At 51.9% G+C, this 14,204-nt stretch carries 16 protein-coding genes; 12 read left to right on the top strand and 4 right to left on the bottom strand.

Translation table 11 applies throughout. The features are described 5' to 3' along the window. Together BZG14_RS12450 and BZG14_RS12445 are read left to right on the top strand one after the other, a co-directional pair. On the top strand, positions 1 to 375 hold a 375-nt coding region (locus BZG14_RS12450), incomplete at its 5' end, for a lysoplasmalogenase (protein ID WP_131825187.1). Between the two features lie 2 nt (positions 376 to 377). Continuing rightward, positions 378 to 677, top strand: coding sequence for a putative signal transducing protein (locus tag BZG14_RS12445; RefSeq protein WP_069361779.1), 300 nt, complete (start codon positions 378 to 380; stop codon positions 675 to 677). A gap of 3 nt (positions 678 to 680) precedes the next feature. On the opposite strand, the gene BZG14_RS12440 is transcribed toward BZG14_RS12445, so the two are convergent. Continuing rightward, positions 681 to 947, bottom strand: a complete 267-nt coding sequence (locus BZG14_RS12440; protein WP_077608871.1) for a DUF1145 domain-containing protein — start codon at positions 945 to 947, stop codon at positions 681 to 683. Positions 948 to 957: 10 nt separating this feature from the next. Further along, a complete protein-coding gene (gene rsmD, locus BZG14_RS12435) occupies positions 958 to 1,569 on the bottom strand; it encodes a 16S rRNA (guanine(966)-N(2))-methyltransferase RsmD (RefSeq protein ID WP_077608870.1) in 612 nt (203 codons plus the stop codon). Positions 1,570 to 1,813: 244 nt separating this feature from the next. On the opposite strand from rsmD, the gene ftsY reads away from it, so the two are divergent. The 8 genes from ftsY (at position 1,814) to BZG14_RS12395 (ending at position 9,519) form a co-directional block, all read left to right on the top strand. Next, the gene (ftsY, locus tag BZG14_RS12430; RefSeq protein WP_443509011.1) at positions 1,814 to 2,917 is read left to right on the top strand and encodes a signal recognition particle-docking protein FtsY; all 1,104 of its coding nucleotides are present in this window, start codon (positions 1,814 to 1,816) and stop codon (positions 2,915 to 2,917) included. Positions 2,918 to 2,919: 2 nt separating this feature from the next. Next, positions 2,920 to 3,588 (top strand): cell division ATP-binding protein FtsE, encoded by a 669-nt coding sequence (ftsE, locus tag BZG14_RS12425; protein ID WP_046074629.1) that lies wholly within the window; start codon positions 2,920 to 2,922, stop codon positions 3,586 to 3,588. Beyond that, on the top strand, positions 3,581 to 4,519 hold the full coding sequence (gene ftsX / locus BZG14_RS12420; RefSeq protein ID WP_077608869.1) for a permease-like cell division protein FtsX: 939 nt from the start codon (positions 3,581 to 3,583) through the stop codon (positions 4,517 to 4,519). Before ftsE ends, ftsX begins: the two co-directional genes overlap by 8 nt. 121 nt (positions 4,520 to 4,640) lie before the next feature. Continuing rightward, on the top strand, positions 4,641 to 5,504 hold the full coding sequence (gene rpoH, locus BZG14_RS12415) for an RNA polymerase sigma factor RpoH (RefSeq protein ID WP_069361987.1): 864 nt from the start codon (positions 4,641 to 4,643) through the stop codon (positions 5,502 to 5,504). Positions 5,505 to 5,823: 319 nt separating this feature from the next. Beyond that, positions 5,824 to 6,162 (top strand): thiosulfate sulfurtransferase GlpE, encoded by a 339-nt coding sequence (gene glpE / locus BZG14_RS12410; protein WP_069361999.1) that lies wholly within the window; start codon positions 5,824 to 5,826, stop codon positions 6,160 to 6,162. 21 nt (positions 6,163 to 6,183) lie between these two features. Further along, positions 6,184 to 7,020 carry a rhomboid family intramembrane serine protease GlpG gene (gene glpG / locus BZG14_RS12405; RefSeq protein WP_077608868.1) on the top strand — a complete coding sequence of 279 codons (837 nt, stop codon included), beginning with the start codon at positions 6,184 to 6,186 and terminating at the stop codon, positions 7,018 to 7,020. 244 nt (positions 7,021 to 7,264) lie between these two features. Beyond that, a complete protein-coding gene (glpT, locus tag BZG14_RS12400) occupies positions 7,265 to 8,626 on the top strand; it encodes a glycerol-3-phosphate transporter (RefSeq protein ID WP_077485957.1) in 1,362 nt (453 codons plus the stop codon). Between the two features lie 86 nt (positions 8,627 to 8,712). Continuing rightward, a complete protein-coding gene (locus tag BZG14_RS12395; protein ID WP_077608867.1) occupies positions 8,713 to 9,519 on the top strand; it encodes a DeoR/GlpR family transcriptional regulator in 807 nt (268 codons plus the stop codon). Here BZG14_RS12395 and BZG14_RS12390 read toward each other — a convergent pair. Continuing rightward, on the bottom strand, positions 9,508 to 9,924 hold the full coding sequence (locus BZG14_RS12390; protein ID WP_077608866.1) for a flagellar basal body-associated protein FliL: 417 nt from the start codon (positions 9,922 to 9,924) through the stop codon (positions 9,508 to 9,510). The genes BZG14_RS12395 and BZG14_RS12390 overlap by 12 nt on opposite strands. A 157-nt stretch (positions 9,925 to 10,081) precedes the next feature. Between BZG14_RS12390 and BZG14_RS12385 the strand changes: the two genes are divergently transcribed. Both BZG14_RS12385 and ubiA read left to right on the top strand, forming a co-directional pair. Further along, positions 10,082 to 10,624, top strand: coding sequence for a chorismate lyase (locus BZG14_RS12385; protein ID WP_069361982.1), 543 nt, complete (start codon positions 10,082 to 10,084; stop codon positions 10,622 to 10,624). Continuing rightward, positions 10,621 to 11,475 (top strand): 4-hydroxybenzoate octaprenyltransferase, encoded by an 855-nt coding sequence (ubiA, locus tag BZG14_RS12380; protein ID WP_077608865.1) that lies wholly within the window; start codon positions 10,621 to 10,623, stop codon positions 11,473 to 11,475. Before BZG14_RS12385 ends, ubiA begins: the two co-directional genes overlap by 4 nt. A gap of 86 nt (positions 11,476 to 11,561) precedes the next feature. Here ubiA and plsB read toward each other — a convergent pair whose 3' ends face one another. Next, on the bottom strand, positions 11,562 to 14,012 hold the full coding sequence (plsB, locus tag BZG14_RS12375; RefSeq protein WP_077608864.1) for a glycerol-3-phosphate 1-O-acyltransferase PlsB: 2,451 nt from the start codon (positions 14,010 to 14,012) through the stop codon (positions 11,562 to 11,564). Between the last annotated feature and the right edge of the window lie 192 nt (positions 14,013 to 14,204).

The following is a 14,204-nucleotide window of genomic DNA, read 5'->3' as shown; positions in this document are numbered from 1 at the left end:
GTCTATATCTTCGCGTTTTGGGCACAGTTTGATGGCCATATGGTGTGGTGGTTGCCCGCTATGCTATCGGGACTGGGCATTATCGTCTTTCTTTTACTGCTCCCAAACTTAGGCCAGCTCGCGCTGCCTGTGGCCGTGTATATTGCCGTGATCACCCAGATGGTCTGGGCGGCGGGTGAATATTGGCTGAATACCCACTCGCCCGCGGCGGCGCTCGCACTGGCTGGCGCTATCTGTTTTATGGTGTCAGATACGGTGCTGGCGTTTGTCCGATTTAAAGGTGAATTTCGCCCTGCACAAGCGATGGTGATGTCGAGTTACTTTTTCGCGCAAGCACTGATCAGTGCCTCGGTGGTGATCGCTCAAGGAGGGTGAGGATGGAAAAAGTCTATCAAGCGATGAATACACTGGAGGCCCATAGCCTAAAAGGCCTGTTAGCCAGCCACCACATTGATTGTGTATTGAAAGGCGAAGCGTTAAGTGCAGCAGTGGGCGAGTTACCCGCCGATGTGCAAGGTGTGACCTTATGGGTTGCCCCAGAAAACGTCGCTCAAGCAAGGCAGCTACTGCAAGCGTATGAAGCGCAAAGCGAGACGCACTGGGTATGCGAGCACTGTGGGGAAGAGAACGCCGGCAGTTTTGAACTATGCTGGCAATGCCAGCATAGTCGTGAGTGAGGGCTACATCATATGCTTGCGGCGAATATCGAGCAGCGCAAAAATCCCAAAAATTAGGATTGACCACTTTTCCCAGCGGCTCATGGCAATTTTATCGCCAAACGCCCCCAAAAAAATCAGCATTTGTAGCCCGTGCATGACCAGCAAAAAAACCGTCATAATATAAAGTGCCATGGCGGCCACACCCGGAAACGGATGGACAATATTGGCAATCAATACGAGCCACACAAAGGCGATGGCGGCTTTGGCGAGTAAAATTAATCCTTTCATTGCGTTTCTCTTATGCCTTGTCGTTGAAATAGAGACGGAAGTTGACTTGTCCAGCACGCTTTTCACGGTGGCAGTGCCAGCTTCCTGGGACGTGATAGTCATCCAGCTCACTTTCCGCTTCAACGTAAATACATGCCCCAGGTGCGAGCCATCCGTTGTTTTCTAGCGCAGCCAAGGTGTCGTTAAGCAATCCTTGATGAAACGGGGGATCGACGAAGACCACATCGAATGGGCCGTTTTGCGGCGGGGTCGCGAGAAGCGCTAGGGCATCGGTGCTGTCTACTTGCGCATTCTCTGCGCCAAGCTGCGCGAGGTTATCTCGCAGTTGCATGGCTGCCGCGGGGTTTTTTTCGCAAAACTGCGTCCAAGCGGCGCCGCGAGAGAGGGACTCAAAGCCCAATCCGCCACTGCCAGCAAACACATCCAGACAGCGTGCCCCCGGTAAATAGGGTGCCAGCCAATTAAACACGGTTTCTTTTACCCGGTCGGTCGTCGGGCGCAACCCTTGCGCATCTTGCACCACAAGCTTACGGCCACGCCAGCGGCCAGCAATAATACGAACAGACCCAGCTCCCCGAGAGGCGTGAGCCGATGAAGATTTGCGGTTGGCGCGTTTAACCATAGATTTTTTGACCGTAAAGAAGGTGATAGACTATGTCGATTCGGTATTGAGTCGCTGATTGTATCAAGCATGCTTTAGGATTTGCCAATGGCAGAAAAAAAGAAACGTGGATTTATGTCATGGTTGGGTTTGGGTCGGAAAAAAGACCAGACACAGCCTGAACCAGAACAAGCGTCGCCAACGACTGCGTCAGACGGGGCGGAAGAGACGGCAGAGTCAACCACATCGGTAGAAACACCGATTGATGAGGCGAGCCCGCAACAATCGCAAGAAACCCTTGCCAGAGGCAGAGCCAGAGCCAGAGCCAGAGCCAGAGCCAGAGCCAGAGCCAGAGCCAGAGCCAGAGCCAGAGCCAGAGCCAGAGCCAGAGCCAGAGCCAGAGCCAGAAGCACAACCGGCTGCGGTTCGCGAGCGAGAAAAACCGCAACGCGAGGGCTTCTTTACCCGCTTAAAACGTGGCTTACAAAAAACCAAAACCAACTTAGGGTCGGGGTTCTTTGGCCTGTTTAGCGGTAAGAAAATCGATGATGACTTGTTTGAGGAGCTTGAAGAGCAGCTGCTTATCTCTGATGTGGGGATGGAAGCGACCACCAAAATCATCGATAACCTGACCGATAAAGCTAGTCGCCGCGATTTAAAAGATGGCGAAGCTTTATATGGCATCCTCAAACAAGAAATGGCGAACATGCTGGAAAAGGTCGAGCAACCCCTGGTGCTGACCGATCAAAAGCCGTATGTGATCTTAATGGTCGGGGTCAATGGCGTGGGGAAAACCACCACCATTGGTAAATTGGCGCGCCAATTCCAAGACCAAGGCAAGTCGGTGATGCTAGCTGCCGGTGACACCTTCCGTGCGGCGGCGGTGGAACAGCTGCAAGCCTGGGGTGAGCGCAACCAGGTGCCTGTGGTCGCGCAACACACGGGCGCCGACAGTGCCTCCGTGCTGTATGACGCGATTGAAGCGGCCAAAGCGCGCAACGTCGATGTGGTGATTGCGGATACCGCCGGACGCTTGCAGAACAAAGCCAATTTGATGGAAGAGCTGCGTAAGATTGTGCGTGTGATGCAAAAGCTGGATGTGGGGGCCCCACACGAGGTGATGCTGACACTGGATGCTGGCACCGGGCAAAACGCCATCAGCCAAGCCAAGTTGTTTAATGAGATTGCACCGATAACGGGTATTACGCTGACAAAATTAGACGGTACTGCCAAAGGCGGAGTGATTTTTGCCGTGGCAGAACAATTTAATATTCCGATTCGCTATATTGGTGTCGGTGAAGGCATTGAAGATTTACGCACCTTTAACGCCAACGACTTTATCGAGGCGCTCTTTAGCCGGGAGGAATAACCGTGATTCAGTTTCAGCAGGTAAGTAAAGCCTATCGGGGCGGTCGTCAGGCGCTGCAAAAAGTCAGCTTTGAGCTTCCCAAAGGGGATATGGCGCTGTTAACCGGCCATTCTGGTGCCGGAAAGAGCACGCTGCTGAAACTGATCTGCGCCATTGAACGCCCCAGCGATGGGCAGATTTACTTCAATGGCCATGATATTTCCCGCATTCCGCGCCAAGATATCCCCTTTTTGCGTCGCCATTTAGGGATCATTTTTCAGGATCATAACCTGCTGATGGACGCGACGGTTTACGAGAATGTGGCGTTGCCGTTGCGTATTGAGCAGCAGCCAGAAGGTGAAATCAAAAAACGTGTGTCAGCGGCGTTGGATAAAGTGGGGCTGTTGGATAAAGCGCGTTGTTTCCCGATTCAGCTATCAGGGGGCGAACAGCAGCGCGTTGGGATTGCCCGGGCGGTGGTCAATCGCCCGCAAGTGCTGTTGGCGGACGAGCCAACGGGGAATCTTGATGCCGCGTTATCAGCGCAAATCATGGAGCTTTTTCGCCTGTTCAACCAAGTGGGCGTGACCATTCTCATGGCAACCCATGACACCAGCTTGCTGGAGCAATATCGTCATCTTAGGCGCTTTGACCTTCAGCAAGGCAGTTTGGCGGAGGTCAGTCATGGCTGAATCTTTTATGCAGACGCAAAAGCGTCATGCCTCGACGGCGTGGCGGGATCTGTTTCAACGCCCGATGGGGAATCTACTCACCTTGATGGTGTTAGCGGTTGCACTTTCTTTACCCGCGACCTTCTACTTATTGGCCAAGAATGTGGTGGCAGTGAGCGCGCAGTGGCATAGCCCTGCTGAGCTCAATGTGTTCTTAACCCCCGAGCAATCGTCGCAGCAAGGTGAAGCACTGGCGAAGCAGCTGGGGGATTGGGCCGCCATTGATAGCATTGAATACATCTCGCCCGACCAAGGGATGGCGTCGCTCAAACAGCAGCGAGGCTTTAATCAAGCGGTGAGCTTGTTAGATAATAATCCTTTGCCAGCTGTTTTGGTGGTGGTACCTGACGTGACCCGTGCAGACGGAGAAGACGCCATCTCTTTGACCGCCCGTGTTGAAGCCTTGTCCGACAAGCTTTCGGCACTGGCTGAAGTCGACGAAGTGCGGTTAGATACGGATTGGCTAGCACGGTTGGACGCGATCAAAACGCTGGCCACTACGCTTGCCTGGCTTTTTTCTGGGTTGATGTTGGCAGCCGTCGTGCTACTTGTGGGGAATACCTTGCGGTTGCAGGTACTCCATCATCGTGCACGGATCCAAGTGATGAAAATGGTCGGAGCGACCGATCGTTTTATCTTACGGCCTTATCTTTATATGGGCGCATGGTTGGGCGGACTGGCGGCGATCGTCGCGTGGTTACTCACCGGATTAAACACCTGGTTAATGGATGGGGCGGTGCGGCAATTTGCACAGCTTTATGACAGTCCCTTTACCCTTAGCGGACTCAACTGGGATGAATCTTTGCTATTGTTAATGGGCTCCATCTTACTTGGGGTATTGGCGGCGCTGCTGGCGACGCGCCGACATTTAAAAGAAATTGAACCTGTGTAGGGTGAATATGGTCATAGACCCACAACACACAGATAAAGGCTTGCAGTTTGCCCCTGCTTGGGTATATTTTTGCATGCTTAATCAGCAATTCGGTCTTCGACGATTCGGAAACGAGGTTTGAATGACAAAAGAGATGAACGCATTGGCACCGATTGTTCAAGATAACATCGACGGTTATCTGCAAGCGGTAAACAGCCACCCTATGCTCAGCGCTGAAGAGGAGCATTCGCTGGCCGAGCGTCTCCATTATCATGGTGATCTGGAGGCGGCGAAGTCGCTGATCTTATCTCACTTGCGTTTTGTTGTTCATATCGCCCGTGGATACACCGGATACGGTCTCCCGATGGCAGACTTGGTACAAGAAGGCAACATTGGCTTGATGAAGGCGGTGAAGCGTTTCAACCCCGAGGTTGGCGTGCGCCTCGTGTCCTTTGCTGTCCATTGGATCAAAGCTGAAATTCACGAGTACGTATTGCGTAACTGGCGTATCGTTAAAGTGGCAACCACCAAAGCGCAGCGTAAGCTTTTCTTTAACTTGCGTAAAAACAAAAAGCGCTTGGGTTGGTTTAATAACGACGAAGTGAATATGGTCGCAGAGCAACTCGGCGTGGAAGCGTCTGAGGTGCGCGAAATGGAAGCGCGGTTGGCCGCACAAGATGCGACCTTTGAAGCGCCGGCGAATGCCGACGATGAGCGCGAAAACGGTCCAATGGCCCCTGTCTATTATCTGGAGGACAAAACCTCCGATATTGCCGCATCGCTAGAGGCGGAGAACTGGGAATCGCACGCGAATCGCCGCTTGGCCAGCGCACTCTCGGCACTGGACGAGCGCAGCCAACATATTGTTCGCTCGCGTTGGTTAGACGATGATAAGGCCACATTGCAAGATCTCGCGGATCATTATCAAGTGTCGGCGGAGCGTATTCGTCAACTTGAGAAGAACGCGATGAAAAAACTGAAGCAAGCAATGGGTGATGCGCTGTAAGCGCGCAGTCAATCGAAGATGAACCGGCCACTAGGCCGGTTTTTTTATGTCTATCGAATAGATGAAAACCGTGATATTAAAAAGTTATTCACAGCTTATCCTGGATCCTTACTACATCTAGTGGATCCGAATCAAGGATCATCGCTTATCAACGCAATCCACACCTTTTTCCACAGTCGATCAAAAAACGCACGTTGATGGTTTGGTGACGCAGACGCGTGCGCGCAAACTCAGGTACAATGCAGGTTCACCGTGAGGAGCACGTTATCGCCGTGTGACGTCAGTTGGGAATAACTTTGTGAGTGAAGAGGTAAAAGGTATGGATCAGTTTGCACACATCTCTGTGACCGATGCGTGGGAAATGCTGCGTGATGATCAGCAAAATGCAGTATTAGTGGATATTCGCGATCCGCAAACATTTCAGGTTGCTCACCCTCAAGATGCGTACCACCTGACTAACGATACCTTGGTCTCGTTTATGGATCAGGTCGACTTTGATCAGCCGGTGCTGGTGATGTGTTATCACGGGATCAGCAGCCAAGGCGCGGCACAGTATTTGATCAATCAAGGCTTTGATGCGGTATACAGTGTCGATGGTGGCTTTGAGGCTTGGCAGCGCCAAGCGCTGCCGACCGCGTCGGGTATCGATCTTAAATAGTGATCATCAATAGGACACGTCATGCAAAAACTCGCGGTACTGCCAAATGCACGCTTGGCACAGGCGTTTGTCGATTATGCGGCGGCGCATCGGGTTAGTCTTGAGCTTGCCCCCGAGCCAGACGCACAAGTGGCGATTTGGTTAGTCAACGATAATGATAAGGCGTGGGTGGATAGCGAGCTGGAACGATTTATCGCTGATCCCATGCACAGTCGTTATCAAGCGGCATCTTGGCAAGTCGCCGAAACCCGTCATGCCCGTTTTCACTATCCGTCAGCCGGATTGTGGCAAACCGTTAAAGATAAATCTGGCCCGGTCACGCTAATGGTTATGAGTGCCAGCGTGGTGTTGTTTGCACTTATGACGCTCGGTGGGTTTGAGGTCGTGGTGCGCAGCTTGCTGTTTCCGGCAGACAGTGAACAGCGCTGGCAGCTGTGGCGTCTATTCAGCCATGCACTGCTGCATTTTTCCGCGTTGCATATTATTTTCAACTTACTCTGGTGGTGGGTGCTTGGTGGTCGCATCGAGCGCCTCGGCAGCAGCAGTAAGCTGGTTCAAATCTTTTTATTCGCCGCGCTTTTCTCGGGACTCGGCCAGTATTGGTTGGAAGGGCCTTACTTTGGTGGTCTCTCGGGCGTGGTTTACGCGCTGTTAGGCTATTTATGGTGGATGACTTGGCTGGCGCCATCGCGTGGTCTCACGGTAGAAAAGCCGTATGTTGTCTTTATGCTGGCATGGCTGGTGATTGGCTTTTTCCAGCCGATGGGCATGAACATTGCCAATATGGCGCATTTATTTGGTTTGATCATCGGCTGTTTGCTGGCGCTTTGGGATGCAAAACGCCATTCAACGGGCTGAAAGGGGTCTACACGTGGTGGGTTTATCCGCCGTTGATAGAAAAAGAGCAGATATCTGCTCTTTTTTTGTTCGCAAGCGCAATTTTATTGCGTCAGATCTATGTTTTTATGTTCGCTTTCACGGTTTTTGTTTTCAGTTTGAGTAATTATTCTACCCGTTGAGCGAATACGAAAATTTATTGCTCACTTCTTTGATTTTTATCCTTTTATAAATCCATCGCGTACATCTTACTGAGGACCCTCTCATGTTTGGAATCTTCCGTCCGGCTGCTCACCGGCAAAGATTGCCCCAAGCGCAGATCGGTGACACCTACACTCGACTGCGTTGGCAATTGTTTATTGGGATTTTTATCGGCTACGCCGGTTATTATCTCGTGCGTAAAAACTTTAGCTTGGCCATGCCGTATTTGATTGATGAGTATGGCTTTAGTCGTGGTGATTTGGGGGTGGCGCTCGCCGCTGTGTCCATCGCTTACGGCTTATCAAAATTCTTAATGGGCAGTGTCTCTGACCGCTCAAACCCACGTTATTTCCTCAGTGCTGGGCTGTTAATGTCATCGTTGGTGATGTTCAGTTTTGGTTTCCTTCCTTGGACAACCAGCAGCATTGCCATCATGTTTGTCTTGCTGTTTATTAATGGCTGGGTACAAGGCATGGGCTGGCCTGCCTGTGGGCGCACCATGGTGCACTGGTGGTCACGGAAAGAGCGTGGTGAGCTGGTGTCGGTTTGGAACGTGGCGCACAACGTCGGGGGTGGCTTGATTGGGCCGCTATTCTTGCTCGGCTTGTGGCTGTTTAATGATGACTGGCGTGCGTCTTTTTATGTGCCCGCATTTTTTGCCGCACTGGTTGCTGTGTTTATCTGGTTAACTCTACGTGACACGCCACAATCGTGTGGCTTGCCACCGATAGAGGAGTATAAAGACGATTACCCAGAAAACTATGACGAGGACGCGTTCGAGAAAGAGATGACCGCCAAAGACATTTTCGTCACCTACGTGATGAAGAACCGTCTACTATGGTACATCGCGATTGCTAACGCCTTTGTCTATTTGATTCGTTATGGCGTACTCGATTGGGCACCGGTTTATCTTGATGAAGCCAAAGGCTTTACCGTGGATAAATCCTCATGGGCCTACTTCCTCTATGAATGGGCGGGGATCCCGGGCACCTTATTATGTGGCTGGATGTCTGATAAATTCTTCAAAGGGGCACGGGCGCCAGCCGGTGTGTTGTTTATGGTGCTGGTGACCGTGGCAGTGTTGGTATACTGGTTTAACCCAGCTGGCAATCCGGGCATCGATATGGTCGCACTGGTGGCGATTGGTTTCTTGATTTACGGGCCGGTGATGCTGATTGGTCTGTATGCCTTGGAGCTGGCACCGAAAAAAGCGGCGGGCACTGCGGCAGGCCTGACCGGTTTATTCGGCTATCTGGGTGGCGCGGTTGTCGCGAATATCGCGCTTGGCTATACCGTCGACCACTTCGGCTGGGACGGTGGCTTTATGCTGCTCACCGGCGGGTGTGGGTTGGCCATCTTCTTCTTGTGCTTAGCCTGGGTTGGGGAGCATCGTGTGCGCCGTGACACAGCTGTGCACGCTGCCTAAATGATCTGTCTTGGCATCGCCTAGTGGCTAGGCGTAAACTAGGAAGCCCTCGTGTTCGCGGGGGCTTTTTTGTAAGGGGAGAAGCAGTGAAGCAAAACAAACGTCATCAGCAAATCATTGATCTGGTTAAGTCACAAGGATACGTGAGCACGGAAGACTTGGTTGAGCGCTTCAATGTCAGCCCGCAAACCATTCGACGCGATCTTAATGAATTGGCGGCAGAGAACCATATTCGTCGCCATCATGGGGGCGCAACGGTGCCGTCCAGCTCTGAAAATACCGCGTATGCCACCCGTAAAGTGCTTCAGCAGCACGAAAAAGACACCATCGCCCAAGCGCTTGTTCAACACATTCCCGATGGTGCCACCTTGTTTATCGATATTGGCACCACACCTGAAGCCGTGGCACGGGCGTTGTTAGATCACCAAAACTTACGGGTAGTGACCAACAACTTGAATGCCGCCGCGATCCTGATGCCAAAGCAGGATTTTACGGTGATTATTGCGGGCGGCGAAGTACGTAACCGTGATGGCGGGATTGTTGGTGAAGCCACACTCGACTTTGTCTCTCAGTTTCGGCTCGACTTTGGCATTCTTGGTATCAGTGGCATTGACGATGATGGCTCACTGCTCGACTTTGACTACCATGAAGTGCGGGTCAAAAAAGCCATTCTTGATAATAGTCGTTGTGTGATGTTAGCGGCAGACCATACCAAGTTCGGCCGTAATGCCATGGTGAACCTGGGGAATATCACCCAGCTTGATATGGTCTTTACTGACGCGACGCCACCGGCACAGATCCGCGATATGCTAAGCGCGCAGGGGAGCCATCTTGAGGTGATCAGCCACCCTGGATGGGTCGCTGACGTCACCGTCGAGTCATCATTGGTATAAGTATTTAGTGAATAATAGGTCGGTGAGCATACGGCGATTGGTTTCGGCGAGTAGGAGCTCGTTGACCTTCTCTAAACACTTTTTCCTAATCGTTTCCCGGCCAGACAAGGATTTTATCTGGGTAGCGTTTTGCTGGTTCAAGGTTTCAATAATCACATCGCGGATCAGGGGAGAGTGATACTCCAGCTCACTGACGAGTTTGGGGTTATCGACCATCAACTCCACTTTTATCTTGATAAAGCCGAGCCGGCGACCTTCGGTCACATAGTTGGTGGTGATCTCAGGCTCCAAAGAAAAGTAACTGTATTCAGGGTTACGCTCACCCTCTTCTTGTGCGTGGACGGCGGCACTAAGCCAGAACAACACGCTCAGTACGACCATTAATAGGGGTTGCTTTTTACTCATAGTGACCCAGTTATTCCGTTCATGGTGTGATAAGGGTAGGCCGAGCGCATTCTCCAAACGCAACCAGCCTGATACAATTACCAGCCGAGTATAGCAACATTGTCCACCCCTTAGCGGTAAGGACAGGCGAATTTTGCGCGATGTGGCACAGGAAACAATGTCGGAATTAAATCATACCTATTTAGAAGCGCTGCAAATGGCACGCTGGGAGCGACCAGATATTGCGGCGCTAAAGCGCACCGCAGAGGGCAGTTGGTTACTCGAATCGCACTCGATGACAGCGAGGCTAAAGCGCCACTGTCATGATTTTGATGTGGATGTGATTGCTGTTTATCAATTAACCCCCGATAAACTGACCGACGGCGAAATCGCGCTGATTGGCCAAGAGGCTTGTGTGGTGCGCGAAGTGGTATTAAAAGGGGATGGGCGTCCTTGGCTGTGCGCGCGCACCCTGATGCCCGCTTCCACCTTAGAAGGGCAAGGAGGACACTTGCATGCCTTGGGCACCGAGCCATTGGGTCAACATGTATTTAAACAGCGCGCCTCTCGCCGCGATGCGATTGAAACCGCCAATGTGGCGTGTCTGTCGCATCAGTTACATGCGCGTCGCTCTCGCCTTTGGCTTCACAATCGGCCAATGTTAGTGGCGGAGCTGTTTTTGCCAGACTCACCTGTGTATGGAAAGGAGATCCCGGCATGAGCGTAAAACTGGCGGCCTTTGGACAGTTAGCACGTTTAGACCGGCCCATTGGCACCTTGCTGCTGTTATGGCCCACTCTATGGGCTTTGTTTTTAGCCGCGGAGGGGCTACCGCCATTATCAACTTTAGTGGTCTTTGTGCTCGGTGTGTATATGATGCGTGCGGCAGGTTGCGTGATTAATGACTATGCAGATCGCCACGTCGATGGCCATGTTAAGCGTACTAAAGACAGGCCGTTACCGGCCGGACGGATCAACGAAAAAGAGGCCATTGGCTTTTTTATTGCGTTGGTATTGGGCGCTTTTTTGTTGGTGCTCACCCAAAACCGTTTGACCATTCAACTTTCTTTTGTCGGCGTTGCGCTGGCGTTTATTTACCCTTTTATGAAGCGCTACACCCATCTGCCCCAGTTAGTGTTAGGGCTGGCGTTTAGTTGGGCGATCCCGATGGCGTTTGCGGCGGCGCAAAATGCGCTGCCCCCCGTAGTTTGGCTGTTGTTTCTGGCTAACATTTGTTGGACCATCGCTTACGACACCTTGTATGCCATGGTCGACAGAGACGATGACGTTAAAATTGGCATCAAATCGACCGCCATTTTATTTGGCCGCTGGGACAAAGCGGCAGTGGGTGGCTTGCAATTATTCACCTTGGGGCTGCTGATGCTCGCTGGGCAGTGGTTAGCGCTGTCGCCAGCCTATCAGTGGAGCTTATTGGCCGCTTTTGCCTTGTTTGTTTATCAGCAATACCTTGCCAGAGAGCGCGAGCGAATGGCGTGCTTTAAAGCCTTTTTGAACAATAACTATGTCGGCTTAGTGATTTTTATTGGTGTATTGCTGGGTGTGTACGGTTAGCCCAATTTGAAAAGAAAGATAAGAAAGGCGCTTCTTGGTAAAGCGCCTTTTTTGATCAGGGTTGATTGGTGAACGGACGGTTTCGCTTAGCTTTTGTCCGTCTTGTGCGTACCCAGTGGCTGATTAAGCACCGCTTGAATGGTCAATTGCACTTCCGGTGAAATTAACCCACACACCAGATCGTTGAGTGCGGCGATACGCTCGGCATTGGCTTTGGCATCATCGTCCAAATAGCCTTGCTCACGGAGCGTATCGACGAAGGTGCTAAATACGCCTTTGTCAAAAAACTCAGGTGCATTAATACCGTGTAAGCGGCTCAGACGCTGTGCCAGCATTTGGCTGTGTTTTTCCAAATCGCGCTTATCAATGTGTGGCTGGTGGCTGAATAAGGTGAGCGTAATCGCGTAGCGCTGCAGCGTTTCGGCAATGGTACGGCCAAGTAATTGCAGCTCACCGAGCTTGGCATTATTCATTGTCACTTTGCCATCGTCACAACATAGCAGCGACTGATCGTGCATCGCATGTAGCAAGGCATCGAAATAGCTTTCGAGTCCCGCGTTATCAAAGCTCATAAAAAGTTCTGCTTTGAGCAAGGGATACAGCTGCTGTACGCAGGCGCGCAAGCCCGATTGACTAATCGATTTGTGGGTCACCAATATTTGCGCGATCAGAGACGGCAGCGCCACCAGATGAATCACATTGTTGCGGTAGTAAGTCATTAAGATGGCTTGTTGGCGATCCAGAGAAATCACCTCGCCCATGGTGTCTTTTTCGACCACCAATTTGTTGAGTGATAACGCGTGATCGACCAAATCCGCCGGTGACGCTTGAGGCACACTGCTGCTTGGCGAGTAAGGCGCTTGCGTTAACAAAGCCTTATACACACCCAGTTGTGTTTCCAGTGCTTCACGGCTTAAGGCGCGCTGGCGCGAGGCGAGCAATGCAGTGGCACATAAGTTGAGGGCATTTGTGGCCGCCGCATCGTTAATGTGGGTCATCACCTTGGTGGCCAAATCGCTGACGACTGGGTTCATCCACGCCGGCTTTTGTGGCTCGATGGGATTGACGTAGTCGTGCCAATCAGGGACTTGTTCATTAAGGTGCTGATTGAGGGCAATGGGCTCGCCAAAGTTAACGTAACCGAGGCCATAATTACGCAGTTTGCGCACAATACCAAGCACCTGGCCAAAGCTTTCTTTCTCTTTGCGTTGGCCTTGGAGCTCTTTGGCGTAGGTGTTGACCTCCATGACGTGCTCGTAGCCGATATAGACAGGCACCAAGGTAATGGGACGTTGTTGACCGCGCAGCATGGCTTGTAAGGTCATGGCGAGCATGCCTGTTTTTGCTGGCAGTAAGCGGCCTGTGCGAGAGCGGCCACCTTCGGCAAAGTACTCGACCGAGTAACCTCGGGCAAATAACTCGGCCAAGTACTCGCGGAAAACGGTGGAATACAGGCGGTTGCCCTTAAAGCTGCGGCGAATAAAGAAGGCACCACCACGACGGAAAAGCGGCCCAGCGGGGAAGAAGTTGAGGTTCACGCCAGCGGCAATATGCGGTGGCACCAACCCTTCTTTGTACAGCACATACGACAGCAATAAGTAGTCCATGTGTGAGCGGTGGCAGGGCACATAAACGATTTCATGACCGTCTTGTGCTAACTGACGTACTCGTTCGGCATTATTGACGTTGATGCCTTGATAGAGCTTGTTCCAAAGCCAGGTAAGAATGCGGTCACTGTAACGGATCAAGCGATAGGAAAAGTTAGCGGCGATCTCTTCCATCATATCGACCGCTTCTTTACGAACTTTTTCAACCGATACATCACGGCTTTGCGCTTCGTCGTGGACGACTTTGTCGATGGCCTTTGATGCCAGCAGGCGTTTGAATAGCAGAGCGCGATTAGGCAAACGAGGGCCTGAAGCCGCGAGTTTTTGCCGCGAGAAGTGGATCATCGCCACCCGCGCCAATTTATGGGCGATGGCTTGGTCGGTGCCGTGCTTGTCGGCCATGTAGCGCAGCGACACCGCTTGGCTAAGTCGCACCATGCCATCACGGCCACGAGTAAGAATGGTCCACAGCTTCTCGGGGCCATTCATCGCGCGCAGAATGGCTTGGTGGCGCTGGGTCTCATTGCCCGGATCGCGCTGCCAAAGCACCGAGGCAGGCACAAGTTGAATATCTAACTCGCTGTCTTGCCGGTGTAAGTGGAGTAAGTCTTTAAAATGCGCGAGCGAGCGCGCAGGCAGATCGYCATCACCGGAAAACACCTTGCGTCCGTGACTAATAAACACGTAGCGCGGCAAGGTGACATCGCCAATGGTCAAGGGCGTTAACGGATCGGGAAGCCCTTGACGCAGACAGGTACGCCGTAAGGTTAATAAATCCGAATGAGACCGAAACGGCAACACATACACGATGGGCCGTGCGAGTGACAGATTAAGCTGTTCGACCGGTTCAGAGGGAATGCATTGGGTTTTTACCCAGGCAGAAAGCGGCAAATTCAATAGCTTGTAATAAATCTTTTGCCAGAGTGCCATGATTGTCCGTGCCTCAAATTCAAAATGCGCGCCAAGGATAGCAGAAAAGTGCCTCGAACTTGCAAACAAAGGTCGAGATTGACCGCTCTGCTGCGCGTCATCGGCGGCGTTCACGAGAATGAGATCCGCTTCTCGTGGGCATAATTAGTGCTTTTCAAGCTGCAGTTTACTGGATATACTCACAGTTAACTG

The sequence above is a fragment of the Salinivibrio sp. IB282 genome, assembly GCF_001995685.1.
Lineage (GTDB): Bacteria > Pseudomonadota > Gammaproteobacteria > Enterobacterales > Vibrionaceae > Salinivibrio > Salinivibrio kushneri.
The sequence above is the reverse complement of the archived record's forward strand: the minus strand, read 5'-3'. Positions and strand labels throughout refer to the sequence as shown.